General features: G+C 59.9%; 17 protein-coding genes, 1 other RNA gene and 1 pseudogene. 10 read left to right on the forward strand and 9 right to left on the reverse strand.

Annotated elements, in window-relative coordinates:
* Positions 1-5: 5 nt before the first annotated feature.
* Positions 6-1,979, reverse strand: coding sequence for a transketolase (gene tkt, locus FHT92_RS23175; RefSeq protein WP_183748812.1), 1,974 nt, complete (start codon positions 1,977-1,979; stop codon positions 6-8).
* Between the two features lie 333 nt (positions 1,980-2,312).
* Here tkt and FHT92_RS23180 point away from each other — a divergent pair, with 333 nt between their 5' ends.
* The 3 genes from FHT92_RS23180 to ssrS all read left to right on the forward strand — a co-directional run bounded on the left by FHT92_RS23180 (position 2,313) and on the right by ssrS (position 3,197).
* Complete coding sequence (locus FHT92_RS23180) at positions 2,313-2,588, forward strand: DUF4164 domain-containing protein (RefSeq protein WP_007826550.1); 276 nt, start codon at positions 2,313-2,315, stop codon at positions 2,586-2,588.
* A gap of 13 nt (positions 2,589-2,601) precedes the next feature.
* Entirely contained in the window at positions 2,602-2,979 is a 378-nt protein-coding gene (locus tag FHT92_RS23185; RefSeq protein ID WP_183748813.1) for a cell division protein ZapA, read from the forward strand.
* A 59-nt stretch (positions 2,980-3,038) separates the two neighbouring features.
* Positions 3,039-3,197, forward strand: a non-coding RNA gene (gene ssrS, locus FHT92_RS23190) — 6S RNA.
* 61 nt (positions 3,198-3,258) lie between these two features.
* Here ssrS and FHT92_RS23195 read toward each other — a convergent pair.
* Both FHT92_RS23195 and FHT92_RS23200 read right to left on the reverse strand, forming a co-directional pair.
* Positions 3,259-3,870 (reverse strand): GrpB family protein, encoded by a 612-nt coding sequence (locus tag FHT92_RS23195; protein WP_246735533.1) that lies wholly within the window; start codon positions 3,868-3,870, stop codon positions 3,259-3,261.
* Positions 3,867-4,763, reverse strand: a complete 897-nt coding sequence (locus FHT92_RS23200) for a LysR family transcriptional regulator (RefSeq protein WP_183829714.1) — start codon at positions 4,761-4,763, stop codon at positions 3,867-3,869. The genes FHT92_RS23195 and FHT92_RS23200 overlap by 4 nt, the downstream gene beginning before the upstream one ends.
* Positions 4,764-4,878: 115 nt before the next feature.
* Here FHT92_RS23200 and FHT92_RS23205 point away from each other — a divergent pair, with 115 nt between their 5' ends.
* Together FHT92_RS23205 and FHT92_RS23210 are read left to right on the forward strand one after the other, a co-directional pair.
* On the forward strand, positions 4,879-6,072 hold the full coding sequence (locus FHT92_RS23205) for an MFS transporter (RefSeq protein ID WP_183829717.1): 1,194 nt from the start codon (positions 4,879-4,881) through the stop codon (positions 6,070-6,072).
* Positions 6,073-6,098: 26 nt separating this feature from the next.
* Positions 6,099-6,929 carry an aldo/keto reductase gene (locus tag FHT92_RS23210; protein ID WP_183829720.1) on the forward strand — a complete coding sequence of 277 codons (831 nt, stop codon included), beginning with the start codon at positions 6,099-6,101 and terminating at the stop codon, positions 6,927-6,929.
* Positions 6,930-7,007: 78 nt separating this feature from the next.
* On the opposite strand, the pseudogene FHT92_RS29755 reads toward FHT92_RS23210, so the two are convergent.
* A pseudogene (locus FHT92_RS29755) lies at positions 7,008-7,228 on the reverse strand (multiprotein-bridging factor 1 family protein); the annotation flags it as partial.
* Between the two features lie 48 nt (positions 7,229-7,276).
* Positions 7,277-7,609, reverse strand: coding sequence for an ArsR/SmtB family transcription factor (locus FHT92_RS23215; protein ID WP_183748817.1), 333 nt, complete (start codon positions 7,607-7,609; stop codon positions 7,277-7,279).
* 57 nt (positions 7,610-7,666) lie between these two features.
* Here FHT92_RS23215 and FHT92_RS23220 point away from each other — a divergent pair, with 57 nt between their 5' ends.
* The 5 genes from FHT92_RS23220 to FHT92_RS23240 all read left to right on the forward strand — a co-directional run bounded on the left by FHT92_RS23220 (position 7,667) and on the right by FHT92_RS23240 (position 15,862).
* Positions 7,667-8,149: an SRPBCC domain-containing protein gene (locus FHT92_RS23220; RefSeq protein WP_183748818.1), complete on the forward strand. Its 483-nt coding sequence runs from the start codon at positions 7,667-7,669 to the stop codon at positions 8,147-8,149.
* 280 nt (positions 8,150-8,429) lie between these two features.
* On the forward strand, positions 8,430-9,455 hold the full coding sequence (gene gnd, locus FHT92_RS23225) for a phosphogluconate dehydrogenase (NAD(+)-dependent, decarboxylating) (RefSeq protein ID WP_183748819.1): 1,026 nt from the start codon (positions 8,430-8,432) through the stop codon (positions 9,453-9,455).
* 144 nt (positions 9,456-9,599) lie between these two features.
* The gene (locus FHT92_RS23230; protein WP_183829723.1) at positions 9,600-11,675 is read left to right on the forward strand and encodes a mechanosensitive ion channel family protein; all 2,076 of its coding nucleotides are present in this window, start codon (positions 9,600-9,602) and stop codon (positions 11,673-11,675) included.
* 201 nt (positions 11,676-11,876) lie between these two features.
* The gene (gene mprF, locus FHT92_RS23235) at positions 11,877-14,483 is read left to right on the forward strand and encodes a bifunctional lysylphosphatidylglycerol flippase/synthetase MprF (protein WP_183748821.1); all 2,607 of its coding nucleotides are present in this window, start codon (positions 11,877-11,879) and stop codon (positions 14,481-14,483) included.
* Entirely contained in the window at positions 14,483-15,862 is a 1,380-nt protein-coding gene (locus FHT92_RS23240; RefSeq protein WP_183829726.1) for a virulence factor family protein, read from the forward strand. Before mprF ends, FHT92_RS23240 begins: the two co-directional genes overlap by 1 nt.
* A 98-nt stretch (positions 15,863-15,960) precedes the next feature.
* Here FHT92_RS23240 and FHT92_RS23245 read toward each other — a convergent pair whose 3' ends face one another.
* The 4 genes from FHT92_RS23245 to ruvB all read right to left on the reverse strand — a co-directional run bounded on the left by FHT92_RS23245 (position 15,961) and on the right by ruvB (position 19,069).
* Positions 15,961-16,524 carry a DinB family protein gene (locus tag FHT92_RS23245; protein WP_183829729.1) on the reverse strand — a complete coding sequence of 188 codons (564 nt, stop codon included), beginning with the start codon at positions 16,522-16,524 and terminating at the stop codon, positions 15,961-15,963.
* 87 nt (positions 16,525-16,611) lie between these two features.
* Entirely contained in the window at positions 16,612-17,124 is a 513-nt protein-coding gene (locus FHT92_RS23250; protein WP_183829732.1) for an NUDIX hydrolase, read from the reverse strand.
* Positions 17,125-17,128: 4 nt separating this feature from the next.
* Positions 17,129-18,031 (reverse strand): metallophosphoesterase, encoded by a 903-nt coding sequence (locus FHT92_RS23255; protein WP_183829735.1) that lies wholly within the window; start codon positions 18,029-18,031, stop codon positions 17,129-17,131.
* On the reverse strand, positions 18,032-19,069 hold the full coding sequence (ruvB, locus tag FHT92_RS23260) for a Holliday junction branch migration DNA helicase RuvB (protein WP_183748825.1): 1,038 nt from the start codon (positions 19,067-19,069) through the stop codon (positions 18,032-18,034).
* Positions 19,070-19,103: the final 34 nt, after the last annotated feature.

Here is a 19,103-nt window from a genome sequence, read left to right on the forward strand (position 1 = left end):
TTCTATTAAAGCTTCGCTTCTGCAGCTGCAACGACGGCGTCAGCCGTGATGCCGAAATGTTCGAAGACTTTCTTTGCGGGGCCGGATGCGCCAAAGCCCTTCATGCCGATAAAGGTTCCTTCCGGACCGATGAAGGCATCCCACCCTTCGCGAACGGCAGCTTCGACGGCAATCTTAACCGGCGAGTTGCCGAGGACTTCCTTGCGGTAAGCTTCCGGCTGATCGAAGAAGAGTTCGGTGCAGGGAACGGAAACGACACGGGCGCTGACACCCTTGCCTTCGAGCGTGGCACGGGCGGCCACGGCGAGTTCCACTTCTGAGCCGGACGCAAAGATCGTGACCTTGGCGTCGGCATTGCCGGCGAGCGTATAAGCGCCGAGTTCGCAGAGGTTCTTCTGGTTATATTCGGTGCGGACGGTCGTCAGGTTCTGGCGGGTGAGAGCCAACGCAGACGGATGGTTCTTGCTTTTCATGGCGATCTGCCAGCACTCCGCGGTTTCCACGGCGTCTGCAGGGCGGAAGACCCGCAGGTTCGGGACGGCGCGCAGACCGGCAATCTGTTCGACCGGCTGATGGGTCGGGCCGTCCTCGCCGACGCCGATCGAATCGTGCGTCAGCACGTGGATGACACGGATGCCCATGAGCGAGGCGAGGCGGATCGGCGGACGGCAATAATCGGAGAAGATCAGGAAGCCACCGCCGTAAGGAATGAGGCCACCGTGCAACGCGATACCGTTCATGGCAGATGCCATGCCGTGCTCGCGGATGCCCCAGTGCATGTAACGACCGGCGAAATCCGTCGGCGTGATCGAATGCATCTGGCTGGTCTTGGTATTGTTCGACGGCGTCAGGTCGGCGGAGCCGCCCAGTGTTTCCGGTACGAAGCCGTTGATGACTTCGAGCGCGTCTTCGGATGCTTTGCGGGAGGCGATCGTCGGCTTGGTTTCGGCAAGCTTCTTCTTGTAGTCGTCGATGGCCTTGTCGAAACCTTCGGGCAGGTCGCCGGCAAAACGGCGGGTGAACTCGGCCTTGGCCGGCGACTTGGAAAGCGTTTCTTCCCATGCCTTGACGATATTGTCAGAGCGGGTGCCGGCCGCGCGCCATGCGTCGAGAACATCGGAGGGGACGACGAAGGGCTCATATTCCCAATTCAGCGCCTTGCGGGTGGCGGCAATTTCGTCGGCACCGAGCGGATTGCCGTGTACCTTGTGAGTGCCCTGCTTGTTCGGAGCGCCGAAGCCGATGACCGTCTTGCAGGCGATGAATGTCGGGCGGTCGGACTTGTGGGCAGCTTCGATCGCGTCGGCGATAGCGGCCTGATCGTGGCCGTCGATCTCGATCGTGTTCCAGTGCACGGCCTTGAAGCGGGCGATCTGATCGGTCGAGTCTGACAGCGAGACGGCGCCGTCGATGGTGATCGAATTGTTGTCCCAGAAGAGGATCAGCTTGTTGAGCTTCAGATGGCCGGCGAGCGCGATCGCCTCATGGCTGATACCCTCCATCAGGCAGCCGTCGCCATTGATGACGTAGGTATAATGGTCCTGCAGTTCCGGACCGAACTCTTCGCGCAGCTTGCGCTCGGCGATCGCCATGCCGACGGCGTTGGCAATGCCCTGGCCGAGCGGGCCGGTTGTGGTTTCGATGCCGGTGGCATGACCATATTCCGGGTGGCCGGCGGTCTTGGAGCCGAGCTGGCGGAACTGCTTCAGGTCCTCTATCGACATGTCGGGATAGCCGGTCAAATAGAGCAGCGAGTAGAGCAGCATCGAGCCGTGGCCGGCCGAAAGCACGAAACGGTCGCGGTTCGGCCAGTGCGGCTTTTGGGGATCGAAGCGGAGATATTTGGTGAAGAGGACCGTCGCCACATCCGCCATGCCCATCGGCATGCCCGGGTGGCCGGAATTCGCCTTTTCGACGGCGTCCATGGAGAGGAATCGGATCGCATTCGCCATCCGATCGTTTTGTTCGCGTGAGGTCATGGCTTTTCCGCTGGTTCCGGGTTGGAGGATGGCCTCGAGCCTGACAAGACCATCAATGAGAGCGGTCGAGACATAGCAGTTGGAACGGCCAAGTCAACAAAATGGAAGCCGTTTGGAGGGCGGGTGCGACGATTTTTGACATTTGACGGTCAAGTTTTACAAAAGACGAATTTTGTGTGACGGGCTTATGTAAATCGCTCATCCACAGAATAGGGCGGGGCTAAGCCGGGAGGCTTTATTGACGCGCTCCAACCTAGCTGCATATCCTCTTGAAAATACAGGGTCGGCGGCAGAGGCCGATTCGCGGGTCTTGTGCGGGGAACCGGAAGAGACATGACGCCTAACGGCAAAACCATCGAAGCTGCGCTTACGGAGCTGAAACAGGCGATCTCGGGCCTTGAGAATGCCGTCGACATGCGTATCGAGCGCCAGCGCGAGCAGGGCGAGATCGAGGGTGAGGTTCGCCGCGTGCATGCCGACCGCTCGCGCCTTGCCCAGGAGCTGGATCAGGCCGAATTCCGCGCGAACCGACTGGAAGAGGTCAACCGCGAGGTTTCGCGCCGCCTGGTGACGGCGATGGAAACGATCCGCGCGGTTCTTGACCGCTAGAGGACTTGATAGCATGGCGCAGGTAACGGTAACAATCGACGGCAAGGCCTATCGCATGGCCTGCGAAGAGGGACAGGAAGATCATCTGACTGACCTCGCGACCCGTTTCGACCGTTATGTCGGCCATCTCAAGGGACAGTTCGGCGAAATCGGCGATCTCAGGATTACCGTCATGGCCGGGATCATGGTCATGGACGAGATCTCGGAGCTGACGCGGCGCGTCGCCGGGCTGGAATCGGAGCTGGAGACGCTGCGTGGCAACCGGGATACCGTGCTTGCTGCCACCGCCCGTACGGAAGAAGGCATTGCGGCGGCGCTTTCGGAAGTGACGAGCCGCATTCAGGGCATCACCGACAAGCTCAACGGCCGCGCGCCCGCCGAACTTAATTAATTTCGAACAGCACCGCTGCCCCACTGGTGCGGCGACGTAAATGCCCCTATATTCCCTCACGCGGTCTGTGCTTCTCGACAGGAACAATGAATCCTCGGGGCCATACCCGATCCTTAGGGAGCTGTCCCTGTCCGGGCTCGTGGGTCTGGACACACGGCGCCCACCTACTTTCGTAGGCGCCCAGGATCGAAAGTTTCCACCGGTTGTGTGGATCGCGCTCTTTTCTTTTTGGCCGGTTCTTCCTGACCAGCCAGCCCATTTCCCCAATCAGCTTTATTGTCAGTCGCTCGGGGGCTCTGTCCACCCGGTCAGCTTCGCCCAGTCGTAGGCGCCTTCCATGATGATATCGAAGACCGGATCCTTGATGTCGTAGTAGGCATCGGCATTGTCAGGGAAAAAACCGGCGAGGCGCTGTTTGATCAGCCCGTAGGCTGCTGCCGCCGTCGGATGAGCGCGCAGGAAATTCCGGCATAAAAGCGGATAGCGCTGATTGAATCGGCCCCTTTCACGAACATGGATATTCGCGGGCCGGCCCCTGCTTTTGAAATACAGCTTTCTCAGCTCGCCATCTGCCAGATCGAGACCTGGTGGACAGTGATCGGTTACGATCGAGCGGCTCTCGAACCCCTCGCGTTCGAACGCTGTTCTATCGACCAGTTCAAGAGCATCGACACTCACCTGGATGTCGATGATATCCTTTGCGACAAGTCCGGGCACGGCCGTGGAGCCGATGTGATGGAGCAAGGCGCCAGCGGGTGCTGCGCGCAGGATGACCCGCTTCAAACTTGCGAAGTCGTCGGCCCAGCTTTGGCGCGGCGGATGGATTTCTATCGGCATGGAGCGCTCGCTATCGTTGAGCCGTGACAGGGGAATGACGGAGGTCTTCCTCAATGAATGTTCTCGACCAGGAAATCGATGAAGGCTCGGATACGTGCGGCAAGATGTTCGTGACCAGGATAAACGGCGTGAATGAGTTCGATATCTTCAGGATTATAGGTTTCCAATACGGGCACCAGCGTTCCGGCATCGATATCCGGCTGTACATGGAACTGACCGACACGGGCGAGGCCAAGGCCGGCGAGGCAAAGGCTGCGAGCCGTCGGTCCGTTGTTGGTTTCGAGGTTGCCAAAGACGGGTCTCGAGAAGCGACCGCCATTTTCGGGATTGCGGAATGGCCATTCCTCCGAGGTCGAGCGGAAGCTGAAGGTCAGACAGTTGTGATGATCGAGATCCTCAGGGCTTTCCGGGATGCCTTGCCGTTTCAGATAGCCGGGTGAGGCAACGATAATGCGGCGGCTTTCGAGGAGCTTGCGCGCCTTAAGTGAGGAGTCGCGCAAGGCGCCCGAACGGATGGCGATATCTGCGCGTTCGCCGATGATATCTATAATGCCATCGCTGAGTGCGAGGTCGAGGTCGACCTCGGGATAAAGCTTCAGGAAATCGGGTACCAGCGGCACTATGTAGCGAACACCAAAGGCGACCGACGTGCTCACGCGCAGGCGTCCTCGAGCCACCGTCGTGCCGCCTGCTGCGACGGCGCGTTCCGTTTCCTCGATGTCGGCGAGGATGCGTCGGGAGCGTTCGAGATAGATTTCGCCCTCTGGCGTCAGTTGCAGGGCGCGGGTCGTGCGCACCAGAAGACGCGTGCCGAGACGGTCCTCGAGCCGGTTGACGAGCTTGCTGACGGCGGAGGGCGAAAGCTTGAGCTTGCGGCCAGCGGCCGAGAAGCTTTGCAGTTCGGCCACCTGCACGAAGACATCCATCTCGCCGATGCGGTTATCCATCCGTTTCCTATCTTGAATTCAATTCACAACTGTTGAGCTATTATAGGCAATTATCGAGGAAGTGCACCACGCCCATATTCCGACCCGAACAAGAACCAATCATCGGGTCACTCTCATGCCACTCGCTCTCTTTGCATTGACGATTGCGGCTTACGCGATCGGCACGACGGAATTCGTCATCGTCGGCCTGTTGCCGACGGTTGCCACCGACCTTCACATCACCCTGCCGCTCGCCGGCCTCATCGTCAGCGTCTATGCGCTGGGTGTCACCTTCGGTGCGCCGATCCTGACGGCGCTGACCGGGCGGATCGAGCGCAAACCGCTGATGCTGGGGCTGATGGCGCTCTTTATTATCGGCCACATTATCGCGGCGCTCAGCCCCGGCTACGAAGTGCTGCTGATTGCCCGCGTGGTCTCGGCCTTCGCGCACGGGGTATTCTTCTCCGTCGGTTCCACGATCGCTGCCGATCTTGTGCCGGAGAATCGAAGGGCGTCGGCTATTGCGATGATGTTCATGGGCCTGACGGTTGCAATCGTCACCGGCGTTCCGCTGGGTACTTTCATCGGCCAGACCTTCGGTTGGCGTACCACCTTTGCTGCCGTTGCCGGTCTCGGTGTCGTTGCCTTCGCAGCCATTGCTTTCCTGCTGCCCTCGAACCTCAAGAAGGCTCCGCCGGCCAGCATCGGTGAACAGATCCGCGTGCTTGCTACGGGGCGGCTACTACTCGTCTATGCCATGACGGCACTCGGTTATGGCGGCACTTTTGTTGCCTTCACCTTCCTCGCACCGATCCTCGAGCAGATTACCGGCTTTGCCTCTTCGGCCGTCGGCCTGATCTTGATGCTCTATGGCGTGGCGATTGCCGTCGGCAACGTCGTCGGCGGACGCATCTCCAACCGCGATCCGGTTAAAGCGCTGACATTCCTGTTTATCGCCCAGGCACTCGTGCTGGCGCTCTTCGGGTTCACGGCTGTCTCGCCCTGGCTGACGATCCCAACGCTCGCAATCCTCGGCTTCCTGTCCTTTGCCAATGTGCCGGGCCTGCAGCTTTATGTCGTACAGCTGGCACGTGGGCTCCGGCCGAATGCGGTCGATGTTGCTTCGGCGCTCAATATCGCCGCCTTCAACCTCGGCATTGCTATGGGTGCCTGGGTGGGTGGTCTGGTGGTTGAGTCCCGCTTCGGGCTGGGCGCCACGCCATTCGTTGCTGCAGCGCTCGTCACTGTCGCCCTTGGCCTCACCATCCGCAGCGGCGCCCTCGACCGCCGCTCCACCCCGGCTGCAGCCACGGCCTGCAGCGCGGCCTGACCTCCCCGCACTCGAAAGGAAGCAACATGAAATTCGTCAGCGCCAATGGCGCCTCCATTCCCGCCCTCGGCTTTGGCACGTTCCGCATGCCGGGCCCGGACGCCGAGCGCATGGTCTCGCATGTGCTCGCAAACGGTTATCGCCATATCGATACCGCGCAGATCTACGGCAACGAGGCCGAGGTCGGCGACGGTATCCGCCGCTCCGGCGTCGCCCGTGGCGATATCTTCCTGACCACCAAGGTCTGGGTCGAGAACTACAAGCGCGATGCCTTCCTTGCATCGGTCGACGAGAGCCTGAAGAAGTTGAAGACCGACTATGTGGATCTGCTGCTGCTTCATTGGCCGGACCAAACCGTACCGCTTGCCGAGCAGATCGGCGCGCTGAATGAAGTGGCGAAGGCGGGCAAGGTGCGCCATATCGGCGTGTCGAACTTCAATACTGATCTGATGGGGGAAGCCGTCAAGCTCAGCAGCCTGCCGACCGTGACGAACCAGGTGGAATATCATCCCTATATTGATCAAACGCCGGTGCTGCGCGCTGCAAAGCAGCTCGATATGTCGGTGACGGCCTATTACGCCATGGCTGACGGCAAGGTGTTTGAGGATGCGGTGCTGAAGGCGATTGCCGCCAGGCATGGCAAGCCGATTGCCCAGATCGTTCTCCGATGGATCGTTCAGCAGGATCTGATCGTGCTTTCCAAGACCGTCTCTGAACGGCGCGCACAGGAGAATGCGGCGATCTTAGATTTCGAACTCTCTTCCGAAGAGATGACGGCAATCCACGCGTTGGCGAAAGCCGATGGCCGTATCGTCAGCCCGGAAGGGTTGGCGCCGGCTTGGGATAGGGCAGCTTAGGGAACGGGCGCTTCGGCCCGTCCCTGTTTGCTATAGCTCAGGCAATCTCTGCAATGATCATCGGTTCGCTCCGCCGCAGACGGCCGGCGTTGCGGTCCGTGTCAACGGCGCATCGGCGGAGGATGATGGGGAAGCGAAGATGCTTTCCAGCCGCCTTGCCTGAGCAACGGTGACCGGCAGGATACCCCGCTCCCAGCGGGAGACGGTCGCCTGGTTGACGGCGAGGATTCCGCCAGATGCTCCTGCTTCATATTGCGCAGCTGACGCATGCGCCGGATGGCAGATCCCGATATCGGCATGGTTCCTCCCTCTCTTTATCATAGAGCCGCGACGATTGCCGCTGCAAGTTAATGGGTGGGATTGTCGAGGTCGCTCTTCAGCCGGTCGAGAATGGACAATGCGTGGCCGGCATAGGCGCTGATCCAGCGGTCATGAATCTGCTTGATCGGCAGACTGTTCAGATGGTTCCAGCGCTCCCGGCCCTCTTTCCTGGCAATCACCAGATCGGCTTCCTCCAGCACCTTCAGATGCTGCATGACAGTGCAGCGGTCCATCTCCGGGAATGCTTCGCAGAGCGCGCCTGTCGTGCGTGGTTCTTCCTTCAGAAGGTCGAGAATATCGCGGCGGCGGCGATGCGCTAGCGCCTTGAAAATGGGGTCGTCATCCGATTCGCTTGACATGTTATGTTTTTATAACATAATTAAGGCCGGATACAACGGAGAAGAGGAGGAAGTCGCATGTCCCTCAATATTCGCGTCTCGGGCCGCATCGGCCGCCCGGTGGCTGATGTCTTCGATGCGGTCGTCAACCCGAAGAAACTCTCGAGCTATTTCACCACGGTGGGCGGTGCCAGCGCGCCGCTGGTTGAGGGGACGACGGTGACCTGGTGGAAAGATGTACCGGTCGAGGTGGTCGAGCTCGTGCCAGACAGCAAGATCGTGCTGCGCTGGGATGGCGCAACTGACGAGGAGAAGAAGCCTTACAACACCCTCGTAGAGATGAATTTCAAACCGCTTGATGACGGTGGCACCATGGTGACCATCGCGGAGGACGGTTGGCGCGAGGATGAGCCGGGGCGCCGCGGAACCTACCAGAATCTCGAGGGCTGGACGCAGATGTTCTGCTGCATGAAGGCCTTTGTCGAATACGGCATCAATCTGCGCGAAGGCATGTTCCTCAGCGAGATGCGGGGTGAGCAGGCCAAAGCGCAGGAGGGGTGAGGGGAAGCGTCATGAACGATCTGATCTATGGCGGCGTCGACGTCGCGATGAAGGTTCCGCCGAGCAGGCAGAAGATCATATAGCCGCCGATGAGGCGGCTATATGTCCGTCGGAGGGTTGGAATTACGTTCTGAAGACGGCAGATTGCTGAGTGCGGAAGCCATAGCCCTGCGCAAGATGCAATAGACGCACTCGTCTTCGTGACAGAGACTTCGCTTGCCTGTCACGATGCGGGTGTTAGTTTCCGGAATCATATCGATTAAATCCCAGGAGATTTCAGATGCAGCTTGGCATGGTAGGTTTGGGCCGTATGGGCAATTACATGGTCCAGCGCTTGATGCGGGGCGGCCACGAATGCGTGGTCTATGACGCCAGGCCGGAAAGCGTCGCCGAGCTCGTTGGTCTCGGTGCCGACGGTAGTGGCTCGCTCGAAGAATTCGTCTCGAAGCTCGCCCGCCCGCGTGCCGTCTGGCTGATGCTGCCGGCCGCGATCACCGACAAGGTCATCGCCTCGATCGTCCCGCTGCTGCATGACGGCGATATCCTGATCGATGGCGGCAACTCCTACTATCACGATGACATCCGCCGCGGCGCGGAACTCATCACCAAGGGCATCCACTATGTCGACGTTGGCACCAGCGGCGGCGTCTTCGGCCTCGAACGTGGCTATTGCCTGATGATCGGCGGCGAGAAGGGTATCGTACAGCATCTGTCGCCGATCTTCGCAACGCTGGCACCGGGCAACGGCACCGCGGAGGCCTCGCCGAACCGCACGCCGGAAGCTGCAGCTCTCAGCACCGCCGAGCAGGGTTTCCTGCATTGCGGCCCGCATGGTGCCGGCCACTTCGTCAAGATGGTTCATAACGGCATTGAATACGGTCTGATGGCCGCCTATGCGGAAGGCCTCAACATCCTGAAGCACGCCAATATCGGCGCTCTGACGCATGAGGCCGATGCCGAAACGGCGCCGCTCTCTCATCCGGAATATTACCAGTACGATTTCAACCTGCCGGAGATCGCCGAAGTCTGGCGCCGTGGCAGCGTCATCACCTCCTGGCTGCTCGACCTGACGGCCGATGCGCTGCACAAGGACCCGGTCCTTACCCAATATGCGGGTCGTGTTTCGGACTCCGGCGAAGGCCGCTGGACGATCATGGCCGCCATCGACGAAAGCGTGCCGACGCCGGTGCTCAGCGCCGCGCTTCACGGCCGTTTCTCCTCGCGCGACCAGGACGAATTCGCCAACAAGGTACTTTCGGCCATGCGCGCCGGCTTCGGTGGTCATGCCGAGAAGCCGCACAAATAAGCAAAACACGCTGTCTTTATGTCAGCCGCCGGTCCGCGAGGTCCGGCGGCTTTGTTTTCGCCACGATAGCTAGACCATTTGTCTGTCTGGCTTTTCCGGCGCAGCACTTGCATAAATGCCTGACGTGCAAAACCGGAGGCGGGCATGGGGCAAATTTCTGCGATCGGCATCTGCAGCATCATGATGCTGCTTTCTCTTTTCGGCGCCGTTTCCGCGCAGACGACGCCGGCAACTTCCACCGACGTTGCGCCACCGCCTGCCCAGGTGCGGCAGATGATGGAGTTGATGCAAACGCCCGAAGTGAAGCAATGGATGGCGACGCAGATGGCGGCGCCCGCAGCCTCGACCGGCAATAACGAGGAAATGTCGATATTGTCCGACCGCCTCCAGCACGCCCGCAGGCACATCGCCATGGTCTCGGGTGCGGCGATGACACTACCTTCCGAAGTCGCACGGACGTCATCGCTTTTTCTCGGCGAATTGCGCGCGGCTGGTCCGCTTCGCATGGTCGGGCAATTTCTCGCAGTCCTCGTCACCGGCTTCATCGTCGAAATCCTGGTGCGAAGGATGGTACGTGAAAGGCGGGAGCGGGCAGCGCAGATGACAGTTACGCGCCTTGCCGCTCGGGTCATTCCGGCCATCGTATTCGGCCTCGCGACGGGACTCACGTTGATCAGCTTCAATTGGCCGCCGGTCAGCCTGAATGTCGCGATTGCCATTGCCATCGCTGTCGTCGTCCAACGCTTCGCCGTTTCCATTGGCGGTGTCATCGTCGATCTGGTCACCTTGCCACGCGGCGAGGGAGAGACGGTTGCGGTTGATCCGGCTGTCGCGCAGTTCTGGTTCCGCCGCTGCACCTTGTTTGTCATCTATTTCGTCTTCGGCTGGGCCGTCCTGCAATCGATGCAACCGCTCGGCTATTCGATGGGCGCGCGGTATCTGATCGGCTATATGCTCGGCGTCGGCCTCTTCTTGATTGCCACCGAAGCTGTCTGGTCACGGCCGGGCAATGAAACCCGGCGCAGTTATGCCATTACCTGGCTGCTGACCCTTTATTTCCTGCTGCTCTGGGGCATATGGGTGCTGAGCTTCAATTGGCTCCTTTGGGTGTGCATCTATCTCCTGCTGCTGCCGAGGGTGCTCGCCGTTTCGACGCTGGCGGTCAAATCCTTCCACTATGCCGAAGCGGGTTTTCTTGCCAAACGCCGCATCGCGACTGTGTTACTCGACCGTGGCGTCCGGGCGCTGATCATCGCCTTTGCAGCGATCTGGCTTGGACGCATGCTCGGCGTCGAAACCACCACGATGATGATGTCGAACGAAACGATGATCGATCGAGTGGCACGCGGTATTATCGGCGGTATCGTCATCCTCCTTGCGGCCGATCTTCTTTGGCATCTGGTCCGGGCTTATATCGACGGCAAGCTTCTGGATTCGCCCGTCGACAGCACGGTCAGCGATGAGGACAAGGTCAAGCGCGCGCGTCTGCAGACATTGCTGCCAATCTTCCGCAACATCCTTGCCGTCGTCATCGTCGTGATCGCCGTTCTGATGGTACTCTCGGGCCTCGGCATCGAGATCGGGCCATTGATCGCCGGTGCCGGCGTCGTCGGCGTCGCAGTCGGCTTCGGTGCGCAGACCATCGTCAAGGATGTCATCAGCGGCATGTTCTATCTGTGGGACGATGCTTTTCGTGTCGGCGAATATATCGAAAGCGGCAGCCACAAGGGCGTGGTCGAAGCCTTCAGCCTGCGTTCCGTCAAACTCCGCCATCATCGTGGGCCGCTGACGACGGTGCCTTTCGGGGAACTTGGGGCCGTCAAGAACCTCAACCGCGATTGGACGATCGACAAGATAAGCCTGAACGTGACCTATGACACCGATCTCGTGAAAACGAAGAAGATCATCAAGCAGATCGGCCAGCAGCTTCTCGACAACCCCGAGTGGGGTCCGAATATCATCGAAACGCTGAAGATGAAGGGGGTTGAGCAGTTCGGCGAATTCGCAATCGAAATCCGCCTTTCGATGATGACCAAGCCCGGTGAGCAGTTCGTCATCCGCCGCAATGCGCTGGCGATGATCCGCAATGCCTTCAAGGAGAACGGTATCGAATTCGCCGTGCCGACCGTGCAGGTCTCCGGCGAGCGCGAGATTGAGGCGAGCGTCGCTGCGGCGCGTTATGCGGCGCAGGCCCGTGCCGCGGGAGAGCCGACGACCTGATCTTCGATTGAAAGACAAAGCTTACGAAATCGCAATGCGATCAGGGATCAGCACTGCGCAAATTTGCCCCAATTGAGGATGAAGGAGGCGGCAAGTGCGCGGGTGTGGGTAGCCGCAACATGGTTCATAGAGCCTGTATGTTGCTTATGTTACGTCTTTCAAAAGAGATTCCCGCGAGATGGCAATTACGGCAGGTAAGAGATGTCGGGTAACGACAAGTTGGAAGTTACTTCAGAGCCGGAAGAGGGCTCTTCCTTTGGCGCACTTTTCCGGCGCTACCGCACACCGCTGACGGCTCTCGCCACGCTCCTCATTTTCTGCCTCGTCGGCTATGCGATCATGCAGCTGACGGATGAGGTGCGCTATGACGATGTGGTCGAGGCACTGGCCGAAACGCGGCCGAGTTCGATCCTGATCGCACTGTTCTTTACGGCGCTGAGCTTCCTGGCGCTCGTCTTCTATGATCTCAACGCCATCGACTATATCGGCAGGCGTCTGCCCTTCCCGCATGTCGCCCTCACGGCCTTCAGCGCCTATGCTGTCGGCAATACCGCCGGTTTCGGCGCTCTCTCCGGTGGTGCGATCCGTTACCGTGCCTATACGCGGCTTGGAATTGCGCCCGAAGATATCGGCCGTATCATCGCTTTCGTGACACTTTCCTTCGGCCTCGGGCTGGCTGCCGTCGCCGCAATTGCGCTCCTCGTCATTGCCGATGAAATCGCCCCGCTGATCAGCGTCAGCAGCCTGTGGCTTCGCATCATCGCGGCAGCGATCCTGGCAATCCTCGGCTCTCTCATGGTCATCGGCCGCGAAGGCCGGGTGATCGAAATCGGGTCGATCGCGCTCCGCCTGCCGGATTCGCGTACCTGGTCGCGCCAGTTCCTGGTGACCGCATTCGATATCGCGGCTTCCGCCTCAGTGCTCTATGTGCTCCTGCCACAGACGGCGATTGGCTGGCCGGTGTTTCTGGCAGTTTATGCAATTGCCGTCGGCCTTGGCGTGCTGAGCCATGTGCCGGCGGGCCTCGGCGTTTTCGAGACCGTCATCATCGCTTCGCTCGGCAGCGCGGTGAATATCGATGCCGTCCTCGGCTCACTGGTTCTTTATCGTCTGATCTATCACGTCTTGCCGCTGCTGATCGCCATCCTTGCGGTTTCGGTGACGGAGCTTCGCCGCTTCGTGGATCATCCGGCCGCCTCCAGCGTGCGGCGCATCGGCGGGCGGCTGATGCCGCAGCTGCTTTCGGCACTGGCGCTGCTTCTCGGCGTCATGCTGATTTTTTCGAGCGTGACGCCGACGCCTGACCAGAATCTCGAATTCCTCTCCAACTATCTGCCGCTGCCGATTGTGGAAGGTGCCCACTTCCTCTCCAGCCTTCTTGGCCTTGCACTGGTCGTTGCGGCGCGGGGCCTTGGCCAGAGGCTTGATGGCGCCTGGTGGGTGGCGGTGTTTTCGGCGGTTGCTGCCTTGACGCTCTCGTTGCTGAAGGCGATCGCCCTTGTCGAAGCGGCTTTCCTCGCCTTTCTCGTTTTCGGCCTATTCGTCAGTCGTCGGCTTTTTACTCGCCATGCTTCGCTTCTCAACCAGGCGATGACGGCTTCCTGGCTGATGGCGATCGCTGTGATTATCGGAGGCGCGGTCGTCATCCTGCTCTTCGTCTATCGTGACGTCGAATACAGCAACGAGCTCTGGTGGCAGTTCGAATTTGCCGCAGAAGCGCCGCGCGGCCTGCGTGCCGTGCTCGGCATCTCCATCATTTCCTCAGCCATTGCCATTTTCAGCCTGTTGCGGCCGGCGACTTTCAAACCGGAACCGGCAGATGAGGAGGCGGTGCGCCGTGCCGTGGAAATCGTCGAGAAACAGGATAGCGCAGACGCCAATCTGGTGCGCATGGGCGATAAGTCCATCATGTTTTCGGAAAAGGGCGACGCCTTCATCATGTATGGCCGGCAGGGCCGTTCGTGGATAGCGTTGTTTGATCCGATCGGCGATCGTCATGCTGTGCCGGAACTGGTCTGGCGCTTCGTGGAAGCGGCGCGCGCGGCAGGCTGCCGCGCTGTATTCTACCAGATCTCGCCGGCGCTGCTTTCGCATTGCGCCGACGCCGGACTGCGCGCCTTCAAGCTCGGCGAACTGGCAGTGACCGATCTGCGCACCTTCGAGATGAAGGGCGGCAAATGGGCGAACTTGCGCCAGACCGCAAGCCGCGCCCAGCGCGACGGTTTGGAATTCAGCGTTGTCGAACCAGTCGATATTCCCGGGATCATCGACGATCTCTCGGCCGTTTCCAACGCTTGGCTCGAGCATCACAATGCCAAGGAGAAGGGCTTCTCGCTTGGCGCCTTCGATCCGGACTATGTAAAGTCGCAACCGGTCGGCATTCTCAAGAAGGACGGCCGAATCGTTGCCTTTGCCAATATCCTTGTCACCGCGGCGAAAGAGGAAGGGACGATCGACCTGATGCGCTTCTCGCCTGATGCGCCCAAGGGATCCATGGACTTCCTGTTCGTGCAGATCATGGAACATCTGCGCGCCCAAGGTTTTACACATTTCAACCTCGGCATGGCGCCCCTCTCCGGCATGTCGAAACGCGAGGTGGCGCCTGTTTGGGACCGTATCGGCGGTACCGTCTTCGAACACGGCGAGCGCTTCTACAACTTCAAAGGGCTTCGCGCCTTCAAATCCAAGTTTCATCCGCACTGGCAACCGCGCTATCTTGCGGTTTCAGGAGGGGGCAATCCGATGATCGCATTGATGGATGCGACGTTTCTGATCGGGGGCGGATTGAAAGGGGTAGTGAGAAAATGATGAAAAAATATCTGTTTGCTGCTGTATGCGTCAGCATGCTCGCCGCCGCGCCGTCTTATGCTGCGGATGAAACCACTGAGAGTTTCGAAACTGGCCTTATCCCTTCGCCGCACATCTTCCTGCCGCAGGGCGAGGTGAAGGGCGCGGTCTTCCTGATTTCCGATGCAGCGGGCTGGGGAGACAATGAAAAGACCGAGGCAGATCGTCTGGTTTCGCAGGGTTCCGTCGTCATCGGCGTCGATTTTCCGTCCTATATGGAAGCGCTGAACCGCTATGACGTCAGTCTCAACGATGGCTGCATCTACACGGTTTCCGATATTGAATCGCTCAGCCAGCAGGTACAGCGCGCCGCCGGCAACAGCCCCTATCACCTGCCGATCGTTGCCGGCATCGGCGAAGGCGGCGCGCTGGCGCTTGCCATTGCCGCACAGACACCTGATGCGACGATCGGCCAGACATTTGCCGTCGATCCGCGGGCCGGCATTCCGTTGAGCAAGGAGCTCTGTACACCGGCCACGAAGAAGGTGGTCGGGGACCGCAGCGTCTATGGGCTCACCGATGGTGCTCTGCCGGATCCTGTTATCGCCACCTTCACGCCCAAGGCCGACAAGGATGGCCGTGCTCATGTCGAGGATCTCAAGAAGACACATGACGCCATCGAAATCCGCGAATCCACCGACGATGCGCAGACTGTGTTTGCCGATACGCTCGACGATCTGGTGACGGCTTCCGGCGCCTTCGACAATCCGCTCGGCCTGCCGCTTGCCGTTCTCGACGCCACCCCGAATCTGGACACGATGGCGGTGATCTATTCCGGCGACGGGGGCTGGCGCGATATCGATAAGGAAGTGGGCGGCAAGCTGCAGAAGGAAGGCATCCCCGTCGTCGGCATCGACTCGCTACGCTATTTCTGGACGGAGCGGAAGCCGCAAGAAACGGCCGACGATCTTTCCCGTATCATCGAATTCTACCGCAAGCAGTGGAAGGTCAAGCATGTCCTGCTGATCGGTTATTCTTTCGGCGCCGATATAGTGCCCGCCTCCTACCAGCTTTTGAAGCCTGCGGAGAAGGCGGCTGTTGCGCAGATTTCGCTTCTCTCGCTGTCGCACCAGGTCGATTATGTCATCTCCGTCATGGGATGGCTCGGTCAGAAAACCGAGGGGGCAGGCGGCGATCCTATCGAGGACCTCAAGGGTGCCGATCCGAAGCTCGTCCAATGCATCTACGGCAAGGATGATGACGATGATGTTGCCTGTCCCGCCGTCAAGGACGTCGGCGGCGAGGTCATCGAACTGCCGGGCGATCATCACTTCGACGAAAATTACGATCTTCTGACGAAGACGATCGTCGACGGCTTGAAGGCGCGCCTCAAGGGCTAAAGAGCGGCGCGATCTTTCAGATTCGCTTGCCACGCTTCAGGCTCTTGTTTTCGCATGTCGTTACCGCAAAACCGCGCGGCGTTTTTGCGCGACATGCTCTAACGCATCAGCATCTGTTCACTCCAGCCGAGGGCGGCAACCTCGCCGCCTCGGAACCTAGCATCGTCATCGACGATGAATTCATCGAGTTGCGGCGGGGCGACGCTGCTTCCAGCCAGCATGGCATGGACCTGACCGCGATGGTGCGTCTGATGTTGGAAGAGGTGACTCAGCACATCGTCCACGCGTTCCCGCTGGATGCGGCCCTCGCGCTGAAGCTCCATGGTCGAGGCAAGCTTCTCGGGTGTCAGACCTTCGCAGATCGCAACAAGACGCTGGTCGACCTTCGCCTGCTCTGTGGAGAGCGACGGGATATCGTCAAAGGGTTCTTCGATGTCGAAAGCGTGAAGGCCGAGCGTGCCGCCTTCCAGCCCATCGACATAGTACCAGTCGACCGTGAGAATGTGGTTCAGCGTCGATTTGATCGACGGGAAAAAACTTATACGCATTGCCTCGAATTCACCGGGCTTGAGGGTCGCGCAGGCGGCAAGAAGCCGGTTGTTCGCCAGGGCATTGTTGTAGGCGAGCTTTCGGAACATGCGACAGGGATCGAAACTCGGCATCGCCTCTCCTCTTTAATGCATGCATTGTCTCTTTGTTTTCAGGCAATCCTGGACGCAGAACGCTTCACGCTTTTGCGGGGGTTTACCCTAGTTCTTGTCATCGAGATCGCCGTCTCGCCACACGAGATGACGGGGCGAGGCGGGCAGGTTCTCGATCTCGGCCGCGATGAAATAGGGCGGAATATCAAGCGTAGTCAGGGCCTGGAATGTTGCAGGCACCCATTTGAATTCCAGATGGTTGTCGCCGTCCTCCACCCGATGAATGATCTCATGCGTGCGGAACGGAAATTCCTGGGGGATTTCCATGAAATAGTAGAGGCCGAGTTCATGCCAGTCGCGCCCCTCGTAATGGAAGAAGTTCTCGACGCTCCAGAGCAGGCGACCGACGGTCACTTCGACGCCGATCTCCTCCATCATCTCCCGCTTCAGCGTTTCCTCAGAGGTTTCGCCGATCTCCGCACGGCCGCCGGGAAAAGTCCAGAAAGGTTCGTGAACGGCGCGATGGACAAGCACGTGCCCATCACGAAAGCCGAGCCCGGCAATGCGGTAGTTGAAGCGCTGGCGGCCTGCATTGAGGCGAACGACGGTTCTCTTGGGCATGATATTATCCGACATCGATGACCACTATCTCCGGCGGAACGCCGAAGCGCACGGGCGCGATGGAGCAGCCGAGTCCGCTGGAAACGATGATATTTCGGCCGTTCTCTAGGATATGGCCGTAGGCATACCGATCGCCATAGCGTGAGGGCACCATCGGCGAATAACCGAGAAGACGGATCTGTCCTCCATGCGTATGGCCGGACAGGGTGAGCGATACACGTTCGGGCACGCGCGGAAAAATATCAGGCTCGTGGGCGAGCAGGATGACGGGCAGGTCATCGGAAACCTGCGCGAGCGTTCCGTCGAGATCATCGAGACCCTGCATCCGGCTGCGGCCCCATTTCCTGCCCGGCAGGAGCGCCAACTGGTCTTCCAGACCCGCCAGCCAAAAGCCATATCCGTCCTTTTCCAAACGGACGGCGCGATTGCTGTAGACGGGAATACCGGCGTCGGCCAAAGCCCTATGTCCGAACGTATCGCCTCCGCCATTCATCTGCGCGGTTCTATCTTCCCACCAATCATGGTTGCCCATGATCGCATGGACTCCCAGCGGGGCTTTGAGCGTCGCCAGCGCCTTTGACCATTCACTGGAATGAACGTAACCCGTCACCATGTTCATGCCCGCCGCGTAGTCTCCGAGCAGGAAGGTGAGGTCGCCCTCCAGTTCGTTGGCGCGGGCGCAGATCGAGGTGATGCGGTCTGCCGACATCCAGGGTTCGCAGGCGTGGAAATCGGCCAATGCGACAAGACGCAGCTTCAGACCGGGTGTCCAGCCCGGCGGGGTTAGCTTGTAACGGGAAATTGTCAGCCGGGCCAGCGGTTCATAGGCGAAGGCATATCCGCCGAGTGCCATGAGGCCGGCAAAACTGCCACCCATCAATTTAAGGAAACCGCGCCGGCTGATCAATCAATCATCCTCTCGGAACAGCCCGAATTGCGCAGCCTCCATATCCTTAGGTGGCTGCATGCCGAGATGTTTCCACGCGATTGCGGTCAGAACGCGGCCACGTGGCGTACGCTGGATAAAACCCTGCTGGATCATGTAGGGCTCGATAATGTCTTCGATGGCATCGCGCGGCTCGGAGAGGCCGGCGGCAATGGTTTCGATGCCGACCGGGCCGCCGCCGAAGTTGACCGCGATCATGTTGAGGTAACGCTTATCGAGCTGGTCAAAGCCGACATTGTCGACCAGCAGGCGGGTCAGCGCCTCGTCGGCGACCTCGCGGGTGACGGCTTCGACCCTTGCGACTTCGGCGAAGTCGCGTACGCGGCGCAGCAGGCGGCCGGCGATGCGCGGCGTGCCGCGAGCGCGCCGCGCGATCTCGCGGGCGCCGTCATCGGTCATGCCAAGGCCCATCAGGCGGGCGCCGCGGCGAACGATCAGCTCCAGCTCCTCCACCGTATAGAAGGACAGGCGCACCGGAATGCCGAAACGGTCGCGCAACGGGGTCGTCAGCAGGCCGAGGCGGGTGGTCGCGGCAACGAGCGTGAATTTCGACAGATCGATCTTCACCGAGCGGGCGGCCGGGCCTTCGCCGATGATGAGGTCGAGCTGGAAATCTTCCATGGCCGGATAGAGGATTTCTTCGACCGCCGGATTGAGGCGATGGATTTCGTCGATGAAAAGAACGTCGCGCTCTTCGAGATTGGTCAGCAACGCAGCGAGATCGCCGGCTTTTGCGATGACCGGGCCGGAGGTCGAGCGGAAGTTGACGCCGAGTTCCTTCGCCATAATCTGCGCCAGCGTCGTCTTGCCGAGGCCCGGCGGACCGACGAAGAGGACGTGATCCAGCGCCTCGCCTCGGTTCTTGGCTGCTTCGATGAAAATCTTGAGATTGGCACGCGCTTCCGCCTGGCCGGTGAACTCGTCCAGAGACTGCGGGCGCAGCGTCGTATCCAGGTCTTCGCCACGCTTTTCAGGCGCTATCAGGCGATCAGCGGTCATCAGGCACTTCCGTTCAAAGCTTGCTCAAGTCCAT

The organism is Rhizobium sp. BK377 (assembly GCF_014193935.1).
Classification (GTDB): domain Bacteria; phylum Pseudomonadota; class Alphaproteobacteria; order Rhizobiales; family Rhizobiaceae; genus Rhizobium.